Annotated in this window: 12 protein-coding genes and 1 riboswitch; all 12 genes read left to right on the forward strand. The window is 75.9% G+C overall.

The window, feature by feature from the left end; genetic code table 11:
• Positions 1-39 precede the first annotated feature (39 nt).
• The 12 genes from coaBC (at position 40) to ASE15_RS13270 (ending at position 13,703) form a co-directional block, all read left to right on the forward strand.
• Positions 40-1,275: a bifunctional phosphopantothenoylcysteine decarboxylase/phosphopantothenate--cysteine ligase CoaBC gene (coaBC, locus tag ASE15_RS13215; protein WP_056763619.1), complete on the forward strand. Its 1,236-nt coding sequence runs from the start codon at positions 40-42 to the stop codon at positions 1,273-1,275.
• Between the two features lie 65 nt (positions 1,276-1,340).
• Positions 1,341-2,549, forward strand: a complete 1,209-nt coding sequence (gene metK, locus ASE15_RS13220) for a methionine adenosyltransferase (protein ID WP_056651977.1) — start codon at positions 1,341-1,343, stop codon at positions 2,547-2,549.
• Positions 2,550-2,600: 51 nt separating this feature from the next.
• Positions 2,601-4,934 carry a primosomal protein N' gene (locus ASE15_RS13225; RefSeq protein WP_056763622.1) on the forward strand — a complete coding sequence of 778 codons (2,334 nt, stop codon included), beginning with the start codon at positions 2,601-2,603 and terminating at the stop codon, positions 4,932-4,934.
• Positions 4,931-5,602 (forward strand): HAD family phosphatase, encoded by a 672-nt coding sequence (locus tag ASE15_RS13230; protein WP_082618425.1) that lies wholly within the window; start codon positions 4,931-4,933, stop codon positions 5,600-5,602. Before ASE15_RS13225 ends, ASE15_RS13230 begins: the two co-directional genes overlap by 4 nt.
• Positions 5,603-5,723: 121 nt before the next feature.
• Positions 5,724-6,677, forward strand: a complete 954-nt coding sequence (fmt, locus tag ASE15_RS13235; RefSeq protein WP_056763624.1) for a methionyl-tRNA formyltransferase — start codon at positions 5,724-5,726, stop codon at positions 6,675-6,677.
• Positions 6,674-8,314 (forward strand): RsmB/NOP family class I SAM-dependent RNA methyltransferase, encoded by a 1,641-nt coding sequence (locus ASE15_RS13240; RefSeq protein WP_056651967.1) that lies wholly within the window; start codon positions 6,674-6,676, stop codon positions 8,312-8,314. The genes fmt and ASE15_RS13240 overlap by 4 nt, the downstream gene beginning before the upstream one ends.
• Positions 8,315-8,411: 97 nt before the next feature.
• On the forward strand, positions 8,412-9,074 hold the full coding sequence (gene rpe / locus ASE15_RS13245) for a ribulose-phosphate 3-epimerase (protein WP_056651964.1): 663 nt from the start codon (positions 8,412-8,414) through the stop codon (positions 9,072-9,074).
• 152 nt (positions 9,075-9,226) lie between these two features.
• Positions 9,227-9,352: riboswitch (FMN riboswitch) on the forward strand.
• 112 nt (positions 9,353-9,464) lie between these two features.
• On the forward strand, positions 9,465-10,742 hold the full coding sequence (gene ribD, locus ASE15_RS13250) for a bifunctional diaminohydroxyphosphoribosylaminopyrimidine deaminase/5-amino-6-(5-phosphoribosylamino)uracil reductase RibD (protein ID WP_056763626.1): 1,278 nt from the start codon (positions 9,465-9,467) through the stop codon (positions 10,740-10,742).
• A complete protein-coding gene (locus tag ASE15_RS13255) occupies positions 10,742-11,437 on the forward strand; it encodes a riboflavin synthase (RefSeq protein WP_056763628.1) in 696 nt (231 codons plus the stop codon). Before ribD ends, ASE15_RS13255 begins: the two co-directional genes overlap by 1 nt.
• Complete coding sequence (gene ribB / locus ASE15_RS13260) at positions 11,434-12,864, forward strand: 3,4-dihydroxy-2-butanone-4-phosphate synthase (RefSeq protein ID WP_082608958.1); 1,431 nt, start codon at positions 11,434-11,436, stop codon at positions 12,862-12,864. Before ASE15_RS13255 ends, ribB begins: the two co-directional genes overlap by 4 nt.
• Positions 12,861-13,328, forward strand: a complete 468-nt coding sequence (gene ribH / locus ASE15_RS13265; RefSeq protein WP_056651954.1) for a 6,7-dimethyl-8-ribityllumazine synthase — start codon at positions 12,861-12,863, stop codon at positions 13,326-13,328. Before ribB ends, ribH begins: the two co-directional genes overlap by 4 nt.
• A 111-nt stretch (positions 13,329-13,439) precedes the next feature.
• The gene (locus tag ASE15_RS13270; protein WP_056651951.1) at positions 13,440-13,703 is read left to right on the forward strand and encodes a phosphoribosyl-ATP diphosphatase; all 264 of its coding nucleotides are present in this window, start codon (positions 13,440-13,442) and stop codon (positions 13,701-13,703) included.
• The last annotated feature ends 133 nt before the right edge of the window (positions 13,704-13,836 follow it).

A 13,836-nucleotide genomic window follows, 5' to 3' on the forward strand; every position in this document is an offset into this window, starting at 1 on the left:
TTCCGTGCGAGGCGTGGGCGCGAGGGAGGGCTCGTACCGATGAGGATCCTGCTGGGTGTCAGCGGGGGAGTGGCGGCCTACAAGGCCGTCCTCCTGCTGCGTCTCCTGCGTGAGCAGGGGCACCGGGTGCGAGTCGTCCCCACCGCCTCCGCGCTGCGCTTCGTGGGCGCGCCCACGTTCGAGGCGCTCTCGGGCGAGAAGGTCAGCACCGAGGTGTTCGACGACGTCCCGCAGGTCGCGCACGTCGCGCTCGGCCAGGGCGCGGACCTGGTGATCGTCGCCCCCGCCACGGCGGACCTCCTCGCGCGCGCTGCCGCCGGCCGCGCGGACGACCTGCTGACCTCGACCCTCCTGACGGTGCACTGCCCCGTGGTCATGGCCCCGGCCATGCACACCGAGATGTGGCAGCACCCGGCGACCGTGGCCAACGTCGCGACGCTGCGCTCGCGCGGCGTCCACGTGATCGAGCCGGCCAGCGGCCGGCTCACGGGCAAGGACACGGGCCCCGGGCGCCTGCCCGAGCCCGAGGACATCGCTCGCCTCGCGCTCGAGGTCGCCGGCCGGGCAGGAGCCCGCGGGGCTCCCCAGGACCTGGCCGGCCTGCACGTGGTCGTCTCGGCCGGAGGCACGCGCGAGCCCATCGACCCGGTGCGCTTCATCGGGAACCTGTCGAGCGGACGCCAGGGCGTCGCGCTCGCCCGCGCGGCCCAGGACCGGGGCGCACGCGTGACCCTCGTCGGGGCGAACCTCACCGAGCCCCTCGACGGGATCGAGGACGTCGTGCGCGTCGGGTCGACCGCCGAGCTGCGGGACGCGGTCCGCGCGGCCGCGCCGAGCGCCGACGTGGTGGTCATGACGGCCGCGGTCGCGGACTTCCGCCCCGCACGCACCCCGGGCGCCAAGATCAAGAAGGTGCCGGGCCAGGGGCCCGCGCCCATCGAGCTCGTCGAGAACCCGGACATCCTGGCCGAGCTGGCGCGCGAGCGCCTGCGACCCGGGCAGGTCGTGGTCGGGTTCGCGGCCGAGACGGGCGACGAGACCGGGGACGTCCTGCACCACGGCCGCGCCAAGGCGCGCCGCAAGGGCGCCGACCTGCTGGTGATCAACCCGGTCGGCGGCGGCCGAGGGTTCGGCACGGACAGCAACGAGGTCACGATCGTCGACGCGCAGGGCGAGACCGTCGCCGAGGCCGCCGGGTCCAAGCGCGAGGTCGCGGACGCGGTGTGGGACGCGGTCCTCAAGCTCTCGCCGCCGCTCGCAGCGACCACGGACTGAGATCTCCTTCACGTCTCAGTGGTCGGATGCCGCGTATCACCTAGCGGGACAGTACGCTGGATCCCATGAGTTCTGACGACCTGCGCCTGTTCACGTCCGAGTCCGTGACGGAAGGCCACCCGGACAAGGTCTGTGATCAGATCTCCGACGCGATCCTCGATGCGCTCCTCGAGCAGGACCCCACCTCGCGTGTCGCGGTCGAGACCATGGTGACCACGGGTCTGGTCCACGTCGCGGGCGAGGTGACGACCAACGCGTACGTCGAGATCCCGCAGATCATCCGCGACGTCGTCCGGGGGATCGGCTACACGTCGTCAGCGATCGGCTTCGACGGCGACTCGTGCGGCGTCTCGGTCTCGATCGGCCAGCAGTCCCCGGACATCGCCCAGGGCGTCGACAAGAGCCTGGAAGAGCGAGACGACTCCTCGGGCCCGAGCATCTCGCGTGACCCGCTCGACGCCCAGGGCGCCGGCGACCAGGGCCTGATGTTCGGCTACGCGAGCGACGAGACCCCCACGCTCCTGCCGTTGCCGATCTTCCTCGCGCACCGCCTGGCCGAGCGCCTCGCCCGGGTCCGCAAGGACGGGTCGCTGCCGGGCCTGCGCCCCGACGGCAAGACGCAGGTGACCATCGGCTACGACGGTGACCGCGCGGTCCGCCTCGACACCGTGGTGCTCTCGACCCAGCACGACGAGGACGTCCTGCAGGAGACGCTGCGCGCACAGGTCGCCGAGCTCGTTGTGGCCCCGGTCCTCGAAGGGCTCGACCTGGACGTCGCAGACTTCCGCCTGCTCGTGAACCCGACCGGCAAGTTCGTGATCGGCGGCCCCCAGGGTGATGCCGGGCTCACAGGCCGCAAGATCATCGTCGACACCTACGGCGGCATGGCCCGGCACGGCGGCGGCGCGTTCTCGGGCAAGGACCCGTCGAAGGTCGACCGTTCGGCCGCCTACGCCACGCGCTGGGTCGCCAAGAACGTCGTCGCGGCCGGGCTCGCGCGCCGTTGTGAGGTCCAGGTCGCGTACGCGATCGGCAAGGCCCACCCCGTGGGCCTGTACGTCGAGACGTTCGGCACCGAGACGGTCCCGGTCGAGCGCATCCGTGCCGCGATCGACCAGGTCTTCGACCTGCGCCCGGCCGCGATCATCGCGGACCTGGACCTGCTGCGCCCCATCTACTCCCAGACCGCGGCCTACGGGCACTTCGGTCGCGAGCTGCCCGACTTCACGTGGGAGCGCACGGACCGGGTCGCCGCGCTCCAGGCCGCGGTCTGACCCGCGTCGCGCGGTTCGCCCGGTGTGGGTGGCGCGTGCTGAGATAGGGCGATGACCAGCCAGGACACCGCTACCGAGGACGCGGGCGAGCAGCTCACGCTGCTCCCCGCTCCCGAGGCGGCTCCGCGGGCTGCGCGGTCCCCGGGCAAAGGGGCACGCCCGGTGGGGGCGCTCGAGCTCTCGAGCGACCTGCCCGTCGCACGCGTGGTCCTCGACCTGTCGCCTCACCACCTGGACCGCACGTTCGACTACCTGGTCCCGGCCGCGATGGCTGCGGGCGTCCAGCCCGGGGTCCGCGTCAAGGCGCGGTTCGGGCCGCAGGAGGTGGACGGGTTCGTCCTGGCCCGGGCCGAGCACAGCGACCACGACGGCCGTCTCGTGCCGCTCAAGCGCCTCGTCTCTCCCGAGCAGGTCCTCACCCCGCAGGTCGCGCAGCTGTGCCGCACGGTCGCGGACCACTACGCGGGCACGCTCTCGGACGTCCTGCGCCTCGCGATCCCGCCGCGTCACGCGCGGGCGGAAGCGGCGCCGTCGGGCAACGAGCCCGTCGTCCCGGACGCCCCGGCTGACCCGAGCGCCGACGCCCCGGGCCCTGCGAGCGCCCCGGAGCCCGCAGCGCCCGGCGCCCGTGCGGGTGCACGTAACCTCGCGGCGCCCGTGGAGGCAGTGGACGCGCCTGCGGGCCCGGCGCGCCCCTCCGAGTGGGCCCCCTACCGCGGCGGCGCCGCGTTCCTGAACCACCTGGTCGGCGGGTCGGTCCCGCGCGCGGTCTGGACGGCCCTGCCGGGCCGCGTGGCCGACGGCGTGCCCGTCCAGGGCGCCCGGGCCGCGGGCAACGAGGACCCGGCGCAGGCCGTCCAGCACTGGGCACTGGCCCTGGCCGAGGCCGTGCGCGCGACCGTGACGGGCGGGCGCGGGGCGCTCGTCGTGCTGCCGGACGCGCGGGACGTCGACCAGATGGCGCGCGCGCTCGAGCTCGCCGGCTACACGGCCCGCACGGCGCGCCAGGACGGGCAGTTCGTGCGGCTCACCGCGGACGAGGGCCCCTCGCCGCGCTACCGCAGCTTCCTCGCGGCGCTGCGGGGCGAGGTACCGATCGTGATCGGCACGCGGGCCGCGGCGTTCGCGCCCGTCCAGGACCTGGGCCTCGTGGCGTGCTGGAACGACGGCGAGGAGACCCTCGCCGAGCCCCGCTCGCCCTACCCGCACGCGCGTGAGGTCCTCGCGCTGCGCAGCGAGCTGGAGGGGGCCGCGTTCCTGCTCGGCTCGGTCAGCCGCACGGTGCAGGCCCAGGCGCTGCTCGAGTCGGGCTGGGCCCGGGAGGTCGCGGCGCCGCGCGAGGTGCTGCGCGCGCGGGCCCCGCGGGTGCGGGCGCTGACGTCGGTCGAGCTCGCGTCGGAGGGGGCTGGGGCCGCCGCGCGCCTGCCGAGCGCGGCGTGGCGTGCCGTGCGGGACGCGCTGGGCGCCGGGCCGGTGCTGGTCCAGGTCCCGCGCGCCGGGTACATGCCCGTGGTGGCGTGCGCCCGCTGCCGCACGGCCGCGCACTGCGGCACGTGCCACGGGCCGCTCATGCTGCCCGGGCCCGGGGCCCCGCCGCAGTGCGCGTGGTGCGGGGCCCTGGCCGGGGCGTGGTCGTGCGACGAGTGCCACTGGACGGGCCTGCGCTCGGTGCGCGTCGGGTCGGGTCGCACGGCCGAGGAGCTCGGCCGCGCCTTCCCGGGCGTGGCGGTGCGCGTCTCGGGGGCGAGCGCCCCGGGCGGGGTGATCGCCGCCGTCGGGCCGCGCCCCGCCGTGGTCGTGGCGACCCCGGGCGCCGAGCCCGTGGCCGAGGGCGGCTACGCGGCCGCGCTGCTGCTCGACGCGGCGCTGAGCACCGCGCACGTGGGGCTCGCGGTCGCCCAGGACGCCCTGCACCGTTGGCTCGCGGCCGCGGGCCTGGTGCGCTCGGCGCGCGAGGGCGGCCAGGTGCTGCTCGTGGGCGACGCGGCCCCGGGGCCCACCAACGCCCTGGTGCGCTGGGACCCGGCGGGGTTCGCGGACCGCGAGCTGGCCGAGCGCCGCGAGCTCGACCTGCCGCCCGCGGTGCGGGTCGCCGCGGTCACGGGGGACCGGCAGGCCGTGGACGCGGTCGTCGCCCGGGTGGGCCTGGCGGACGCCTCGACGACGCTCGGGCCGGTAGAGGTCGCCGAGGCCGCGGGACGCCCCGCGCGCGGCGGCCCGGCGCGCGACCCGTCGCTGCAGCCGCCCGTGCGCACGATCGTGCGTGTGCCGCTCCGCGAGGGGCGCCGGCTCGCGCGCGAGCTCTCGGCCTCCCTCGCGGTGCGCTCGGCGAAGCGAGAAGGTGGGACCGTCCGCGTCCAGCTCGACCCCAAGGAGATGTTGTGAACCCCGCCACGCCCCCGACCCCGAGCACCGACCCCGGGGGGAGCGCCCCCGCCCCCGTGATCGACACCGTGCTCTTCGACTTCGGCAACGTCCTGGTGACGTGGGACCCGTACGCGGCCTACGAGGGACGCATGGCCCGCGCCGACGTCGAGGCCTTCTTCGAGGCCGTCGACTTCCCCACGTTCAACGCGCGCCAGGACGCGGGCCGGTCCTGGGCCGACGCGCGCCGCGAGCTCGCCGAGCACCACCCCGAGCACGTGAGCACGCTCGACGTGTACACCGAGAACTTCGCGGCGAGCCTCGTGGGGCCCGTGCCCGGCACCGAGGAGGTCGTGCGCGAGCTGCTCGCGCTCGGCGTCCGGCTGTACGGGCTCACTAACTGGTCCGCGGAGATGTTCCACGAGGCCGAGCCCGCCGCGCCGGCGGTCGGGCTCATGGAGGACGTCCTGGTCTCGGGGCGCGTGGGGCTCGTCAAGCCGGACCCGCGCATCTTCGAGGTCGCGGCCGAGCGCTTCGCGCTGGACCCCGCGCGCACGCTCTTCGTCGACGACTCCGTGGCGAACGTCACGGCCGCCCGGGCGCTGGGCTTCCGGACGCTGCGCTTCGAGCACGTCGAGGGGCTGCGCGCGAGGCTGCGAGAGCTCGGCGTCCAGGTCGCCGCGGCCTGATCCGCGCCCTGACCCGGCCCGGGCGCTCACGCCGCACCGGGCCCCGCGCACCGCCCGGTCCGGGCCGCCCGCGGTGCAGCGCCGTCCCTGCCCGCAGGGGTGCACCGCCTAGACTCGCCCCATGCGTGTGCTCTTCGCCGGAACCCCGGAAGCGGCCGTCCCGGCCCTCGATGCCCTGATCGACTCCCGGCACGAGGTGGTCGCCGTCCTCACCCGCGCCGACGCACCCTCGGGCCGCGGCCGCAAGCTGACCCCGAGCCCCGTGCGGGTCCGGGCCGAGGAGGCCGGGATCCCGGTCCTCACCGACCGGCCCCGCGGCGCGGAGTTCGTCGCCCGGCTCGAGGCCCTCGAGATCGACTGCGCACCCGTCGTGGCGTACGGGCAGATCCTGCGCCGCGAGGTGCTCGACGTGCCCCGCTACGGCTGGGTCAACCTGCACTTCTCGGTGCTGCCCGCCTGGCGCGGCGCAGCCCCCGTGCAGCGCGCGATCATCGCGGGCGACGAGGTCACCGGCGCCACGACCTTCCTCCTCGAGGAGGGCCTGGACACCGGCCCCGTGCTGGGCACCGCGACCGAGACCATCCGCCCCCGCGACACCGCGGGCGACCTCCTGGGACGCCTGGCGACCTCGGGGGCCGGCCTGCTCGTGGCCACGCTCGACGCGATCGAGGACGGCGTGGCCTCCCCGGTCGCCCAGCCCGCCGAGGGCGTCAGCACCGCCGCCAAGCTCCTCCCGGAGGACGCGCACGTGCACTGGGCCCACCCGGCGCTCGCGATCGACCGTCAGGTGCGCGGCTGCACGCCCGCACCCGGGGCCTGGACCACGCTGCCCGACGGTGCCCGCCTGGGCCTGGGACCCGTCGCGCCGCGCCCCGACGTGCAGGACCTGGCCCCCGGCGAGCTGCGCGCCGGCAAGCGCGAGGTCCTCGTGGGCACCGGCACGCACGCGGTCGCGCTCGGCGAGGTCGCCCCCGTGGGCAAGAAGCACATGGCCGCGACCGACTGGGCCCGCGGCGCCCGCCTGGGCGACCACGTCGTCCTGGGGACCCCCGACGACACGAAGGACCACGCATGAGCGGCGAGGCACGCACCCCCGGAAGCCCCCAGCGCGGCGGGGGCACCGGACCCGACCGGCCCGGCGGCGACCGCCGCGACGCCCAGGGCCGCGAGCGCGGCGCGGCCCGCGCCCGGGGCGCGGGCCAGCGGTCGGAGTCGGCGCCCTCCCAGCGGGCCAAGGTGACCGACCCCGCGCGCAACGTCGCGTTCGACGTCCTGCAGGAGGTCGCGTCCTCCGACGCCTACGCGAACCTCGTCCTGCCGCCCCTGCTGCGCGTGCGCGGCATCCGCGGGCGCGACGCGGCCTTCGCGACCGAGCTCGCCTACGGCACCCTGCGCCTGCGCGGGCGCTACGACGCGATCGTCTCCCGGTGCGTGGACCGCCCGCTCGACCAGGTCGACCCGAACGTGCTCGACCTGCTGCGCCTGGGCGCCCACCAGCTCCTGGGCATGCGCGTGGCCCAGCACGCGGCCGTCTCGGAGACCGTGGGCCTGGCCCGCGCCCGCGCCGGGGCGGGCAGCGCCCAGTTCGTCAACGCGGTCCTGCGCAAGATCTCCCGCTCGACCCTCGAGGAGTGGCTCGAGGTCATCTCCGCCGACGCGCCCGACGACGTCACGCGCCTCGCGATCACCCAGTCCCACCCCGTGTGGATCGCCCGCGCCATGCGCGAGGCACTGGTCGGCACGGGACGCTCGGCCGACGACCTGGCCGAGCTCCTCGAGGCCGACAACACCGCACCCCGGGTGACCCTCGTCGCGCGCCCCGGACTGGTCAGCCGCGAGCGCCTCGCGGGCGAGGTCACGCACGACGTGCGCGGGGACGCCACCACGGCCCCCGGGCGCTGGGCGCCCACGGCCCTGGTCCTGTCCGGCTCGGACCCGGCCGCGATCCCCGCGGTCCGCCACGGGGCCGCGGGCGTCCAGGACGAGGGCAGCCAGCTCGTGACCCTCGCGTTCGCCGCGGTGCCCACGCTGCCCAGCGTGCCCGAGCACACCACTGCAGGCGCCGGCACCGGTGGGACGGCGGGCGACCTGCCCGACGGCGCAGCCAACCCCGACGAGCGCTGGCTCGACCTGTGCGCGGGCCCCGGCGGCAAGGCCGCGCTCCTGGCGTCCCTCGCGGGCGAGCAGGGCGCACGCATCGTCGCGAACGAGGTCGCCCCGCACCGGGCCCGCCTGGTCGAGCAGGCGCTCGCGGCCGTGCCCGCGGACGCGGTCGAGCGCGTGCAGGTGGGCGACGGTCGCCGGGTGGGGGTCGAGGAGCCCGGCGCGTACGACCGCGTCCTGGTCGACGCGCCCTGCACCGGTCTGGGGGCGCTGCGCCGGCGCCCCGAGTCGCGCTGGCGCCGCACCCCCGGCGACATCGCGACCCTCACGACGCTGCAGCGCGAGCTCCTCGGCTCGGCCCTGGACGCCGTGCGCCCCGGCGGCGTCGTCGGGTACGTCACGTGCTCCCCGCACCTCGCGGAGACCCAGCTCGTGGTCAAGGACGTCCTGGCCGGGCGCGACGACGTCGAGGTCCTCGACGCGGCCGCGGCCGTGCGGCAGGTCGCGGGGGACGACATCCCCCTCGCGGACCGCACCGACGTGCAGCTGTGGCCGCACGTGCACGGGACCGACGCGATGCACCTGACGCTGCTGCGCCGTCGGGCCTGAGCGCTGCCGTCCGCGGCCGGGCCGGGTGGTGAAGACCACCCGGCCCGGCCCTTCCGCGTCTCCGCACGCGGAGCGGGTGCACTCTAGGCTGGTGCCCATGTCCGCACTCATCGCCCCCAGCATCCTGTCCGCCGACTTCGCGAACCTCGAGCGCGACCTGGGCGCGATCGCGACCGCCGACTACGCGCACGTCGACGTGATGGACAACCACTTCGTGCCCAACCTGACCCTGGGGCTGCCGATCTTCGAGCGCCTGGCCCAGGTGTCCCCGGTGCCGATCGACGCGCACCTCATGATCGCCGACCCGGACCGCTGGGCTCCCGGCTACGCCGAGGCCGGCGCCGCGTCCGTCACCTTCCACGCCGAGGCCGCCACGGCCCCCGTGCGCCTGGCGCGCGAGCTGCGCCGCCTGGGCTCGCGCGCGGGCCTCGCGCTGCGCCCCGCGACGTCGGTCGAGCCGTTCCTCGACCTGCTGCCCGAGTTCGACATGCTCCTGGTCATGACTGTCGAGCCGGGCTTCGGCGGCCAGTCCTTCATCGACGGCACGCTGCCCAAGATCCGCCGCATCCGCGACGCCGTGTCCGAGGCCGGCCTCGACGTGTGGATCCAGGTCGACGGCGGCGTCTCGCGCGCCACGATCGAGCGCGCAGCCGAGGCCGGGGCCAACGTGTTCGTCGCGGGCTCGGCGGTCTACGGGGCGGAGAACATCCCCGAGGAGATCGCGGCCCTGCGGGCGCTCGCGGAGGGCCACGCGCACTGACGTCGTTCACATCGGTCCAGCCCGCGGGACGGGCAGGTCCGCGTGCCCGCCGTCGAACGCCGGTGTGGCATGCTGGGTGGAGACGAGAAGCCGGGCCCGGCGCGCACCTTCGGTGGGCGGGGTCCGGGCTCGACAGCATGAGCAGTACGCACACACGTGCTCCGGGGTCGGTGTAATTCCGAGCCGGCGGTGACAGTCCGCGACCCACGCCTCGGCGTGGTTGACCTGGTGGAACTCCAGGACCGACGGTGAAAGTCCGGATGGGAGGAAGTACGTGGCGGCGCGGGGCGGAGCCCTGTGCCGTGGTGTCGTGACGTCCGTGGACCCTCGGGTCCCGTGGCGTCCGCCACCCCTCACCCCGGAGCGTCGTGCTCACCGGGAGGAGGACGTATGGGCGCCAGGCCCACCCTGACGATCGACGCCGCGATGGTGCGCGCGCTTGAGCTGGCCGCGCGCGGTCCGGCGCACGGCCCCAACCCGCGCGTGGGCTGTGTCCTGCTGGGGGCCGTGCCCCGCCCGTTGGACTCCCTGCCCGACGGCGCCGCTCCCGGACCCGTGGACGACGCACCCCGGGCGGTGCTCGCCGAGAGCTTCCACCGGGGCGCGGGCACCGCGCACGCCGAGGCCGCGGCCCTGGCCGACGCCCGCGCGCGCGGCGTGGACGTGCGCGGCGCGACGGCCGTGGTGACGCTCGAGCCCTGCAACCACACCGGACGCACCGGGCCCTGCGCCCAGGCGCTGCTGGACGCGGGCGTGGCCGAGGTCGTCTACGCCGTGGGCGACCCGAACCCCGCCGCCACCGGGGGCGCCGAGCGCCTGCGCGCGGCCGGGGTGCGCGTCGCCGCGGGGTTGCGCGAGGCCGAGGGCGAACGGCTGCTCGGCCCGTGGCTGGTCGCGGTGCGCCGCGGGAGCCCGTACGTGACCCTCAAGCTCGCCTCGACCCTGGACGGGCGCGTGGCGGCCCCCGACGGCACCTCGCAGTGGATCACCGGTCCGGTCGCGCGCGCGCACGCCCACCGGGTGCGAGCGCAGGTCGACGCGATCCTCGTGGGCACCGGCACGGTCCTGGCCGACGACCCGTCGCTCACGGCGCGCACACCGGTCGCCTCGCCCGCGAGCGCCGCTCACGGTGACGAGCGTGCGGCCGGGCCCGAGCACGAGCTCGCGGAGGATCGGCCGGTGACGGCAGGTGGTGGGGTGGTCGGGCCCGAGCCCGGGCTTGCCGACCATCAGCCGGTGAGGGTCGTCGTCGGGCTCCGTGACCTTCCGGCGCACGTGCGGCTCGCTCCGGGCGGGGCCTGGAGGGCCGACGGCGGCGGGCCCGTGCTGCACCTGCGCACGCGCGACGTGCGGGCCGTGCTGGCCGACCTGGGCGCTCGCGAGGTGCGTCACGTCCTGGTCGAGGGCGGGCCCGGCCTGGCGACCGCGTTCCTCGCGGCCGGGGTGGTCGACGAGATCCACGCCTACCTCGCCCCCGTGCTGCTGGGGGCGGGCCTGGGTGCGGTGGGCGACCTGGGCGTGAGCACGCTCGCGGGCGCTCCCCGCTTCACCACGCACGACGTGCGCCGCCTGGGCGAGGACGTCCTGGTCGTGGCCCGCGCCTCACCCGCTGCCCCCGCACACCATCCGAGCACCGTCCCCAGCACCACCCCCGAACAGGAGAGCTGATGTTCACCGGAATCGTCGAAGAGATCGGTACGGTCCGCGAGATCGCGTTCCCGGGCGGTCAGGAGTCCGACGCGGTCCTGACCGTGCACGGCCCCCTGGCCACCTCGGACGCGCACCTGGGCGACTCGATCGCGGTCAACGGCGTGTGCCTGACAGTGACGGGTGTGGGTCAGGACGGCACGTTCACGGCCGACGTGATGCCCGAGTCGCTGCGCCGCACCGCGCTCGGCGACCTGGCCGCCGGGTCGCCGGTGAACCTCGAGCGGGCCGTGCGGGCCGACACGCGCCTGGGCGGGCACATCGTCCAGGGCCACGTCGACGGCGTCGGCGAGCTCGTGAGCCGCACGCCGGGCGAACGGTGGGAGGATCTGGTCCTGTCCGCGCCCGCGGGCCTGACCCGCTACGTCGCGGAGAAGGGCTCGATCACGGTCAGCGGCGTCTCCCTGACCGTGACGCACGTGGGCGAGACGACGTTCGGCGTCTCGCTGATCCCCACCACGCTCGAGGCCACGATCCTGGGCTCGCTCGTGCCGGGCGACCGGGTCAACCTCGAGGTCGACGTGATCGCGAAGTACGTCGAGCGCCTGCTCGGCGCCCGCGAGCCCCACCGGGACGGCGCCTCGGGCGCGAGGACCCCCTCGACCGCCACCGACCTGCTCGGCACGAGCGCAGCACAGGAACGGGCACCGCGATGAGCACCCTCCCGGGCAGTGAAGAACCCGCCGTCCCCGCCTCGGCCCCGCACGTCGACCCCGTGCGCACCGGCACCATCGAGGAGGCCCTGGACGCGATCCGCGCGGGGCGCCCCGTCCTGGTCGCCGACTCCCCGGACCGTGAGAACGAGGCCGACGTGATCTTCGCGGCCCGCACCGTGACCCCCGAGTGGGTCGCGTGGACGATCCGTCACTCCTCGGGCTACCTGTGCGCGCCCATGCCGGCCGCGCGCGCCGACGCCCTGGACCTGCCGCTCATGGTCCCGCACAGCCAGGACCCGCGGCGCACGGCGTACACGGTCACGGTCGACGCGGCCACGGGCGTGACCACGGGCATCTCCGCGGCCGACCGGGCCCGGACCCTGCACGTCCTGGCCGACCCCGCCTCGGGCTCGGGCGACCTCATCCGCCCGGGGCACGTCCTGCCCCTGCGGGCCGTGCCGGGCGGGGTGCTGCACCGTGCCGGGCACACCGAGGCCGCGGTCGACCTGGTGCGCCTGGCCGGGGCGGGCGAGGTCGGGGGGATCGCCGAGCTCGTCAACGACGACGGCACCATGATGCGGCTCGACGACGCCGCGCACGCCGCCGCGGAGGCGGGCCTGGTCCTCATCACCATCGCGGACCTCATCGCCTGGCGCCGCGAGCACGACCCCGTCGTGCCCGAGCACGAGGCCGCACCGAGGGCCACGCCCCGCGTGCAGGCCACGAGCGTCGCCGACCTGCCCACCGCGCACGGGCACTTCCGCGTCCATGGCTACCGCGACCTGCGCACGGGGGCCGAGCACGTGGCCCTGGTGCCCGTGGCGGTGCCCGCCGGGGGAGGGGGCGCCGTCGACCCGGGTCCGGGTGGCGCGGGCGCGTCACCGCTCGTGCGCGTGCACTCCGAGTGCCTGACCGGGGACGCGTTCGGGTCGCTGCGCTGCGACTGCGGCCCCCAGCTGCAGGCCTCCATGGAGCGCGTGGCCGCCCAGGGCGGGGCCGTGGTGTACCTGCGCGGGCACGAGGGCCGCGGGATCGGCCTGCTCGCCAAGATCGGCGCCTACGAGCTCCAGGACGCGGGCTTCGACACCGTGCAGGCCAACCTCGAGCTCGGCTGGCCCGTGGACCGGCGCGAGTACGGGGCCGCGGCCGCGATCCTCACCGACCTGGGCCTGGACCACGTCACGCTGCTGACGAACAACCCGGCCAAGGTCACGGGCCTGGCCGCGCACGGCATCGACGTCGTGGACGCCCACCGGCTCGAGGTCGGGCACGGCGAGCACAACCACGGGTACCTCATGACCAAGAAGGTCGCGATGGGCCACCTCCTGGACACCCTCGAGATCACGCCCGAGCCGACCACCGTCCCCGGGCCCGTACCGACCGACCCCACCAGCACACCCACCACCACCGAGGAGAGCGACCGATGAGCGGCGCAGGAGCACCCCAGATCACCGTCGACGGCACCGGGCTACGGGTCACCGTGGTCGCCGCCAGCTGGCACACCGAGGTCATGGACGGCCTCCTCGCGGGGGCCCGCCGGGCGCTCGCGGCCGCGCACGTCACGCACGTCAAGGAGATCCGGGTCCCGGGCTCGTTCGAGCTGCCCGTGGCCGCGGCGCGGGCGGCCGAGCACGGCGCGGACGCGGTGATCGCGCTCGGCGTCGTGATCCGCGGGGGGACCCCGCACTTCGAGTACGTGTGCTCGGCCGCGACCACGGGCCTGACGGACGTCTCGGTGCGCACGGGGGTCCCGGTGGGCTTCGGGGTCCTCACGTGCGACGACGAGCAGCAGGCGCTGGACCGTGCGGGGCTGCCCGGATCGCGCGAGGACAAGGGGGCCGAGGCCGTCGAGGCGGCGATCGCGACCGTCGTGGCGCTGCGCGACCTCTGAGGTCTCGTCCGGCGGGTCGTCGGCGGGCCCGTCGGCCGGGCGCGGGACCGATGGGTGACCGGTGGGCGGGACGGTTGGGCCCGCCGGTCACGGGGCGACTACCCTGGTCGGGTGAAGACGTTCGAAGGGCTGTTCGCCGAGCTCACCGAGAAGGCCACCACCCGACCCGCCGGTTCCGGCACGGTTGCGGAGCTGGATGCCGGTGTCCATGCGATCGGGAAGAAGATCGTCGAGGAGGCCGCCGAGGTATGGATGGCGGCCGAGTACGAGGGTGACGACAAGACGGCCGAGGAGGTCTCCCAGCTCCTGTACCACGTGCAGGTGCTGCTGCTGGCCAAGGGCCTGACCCTGCAGGACGTGTACAAGCATCTGTGAGCCCGGCCAGGTCCGGGTCCAGGGGGAGGCGCACGGGGGCTCAGGCACCCGGGTCGCTTCCCTCACGCATGTCCGTCGTCCGCAGTCGTCCACCGTCCGTCCCTGCGTGCCGGCCGTCGCCGGCGCACCGACC

Origin of the sequence: Oerskovia sp. Root22 (genome assembly GCF_001429135.1) — a bacterium.
GTDB classification, from domain to species: domain Bacteria; phylum Actinomycetota; class Actinomycetes; order Actinomycetales; family Cellulomonadaceae; genus Oerskovia; species Oerskovia enterophila.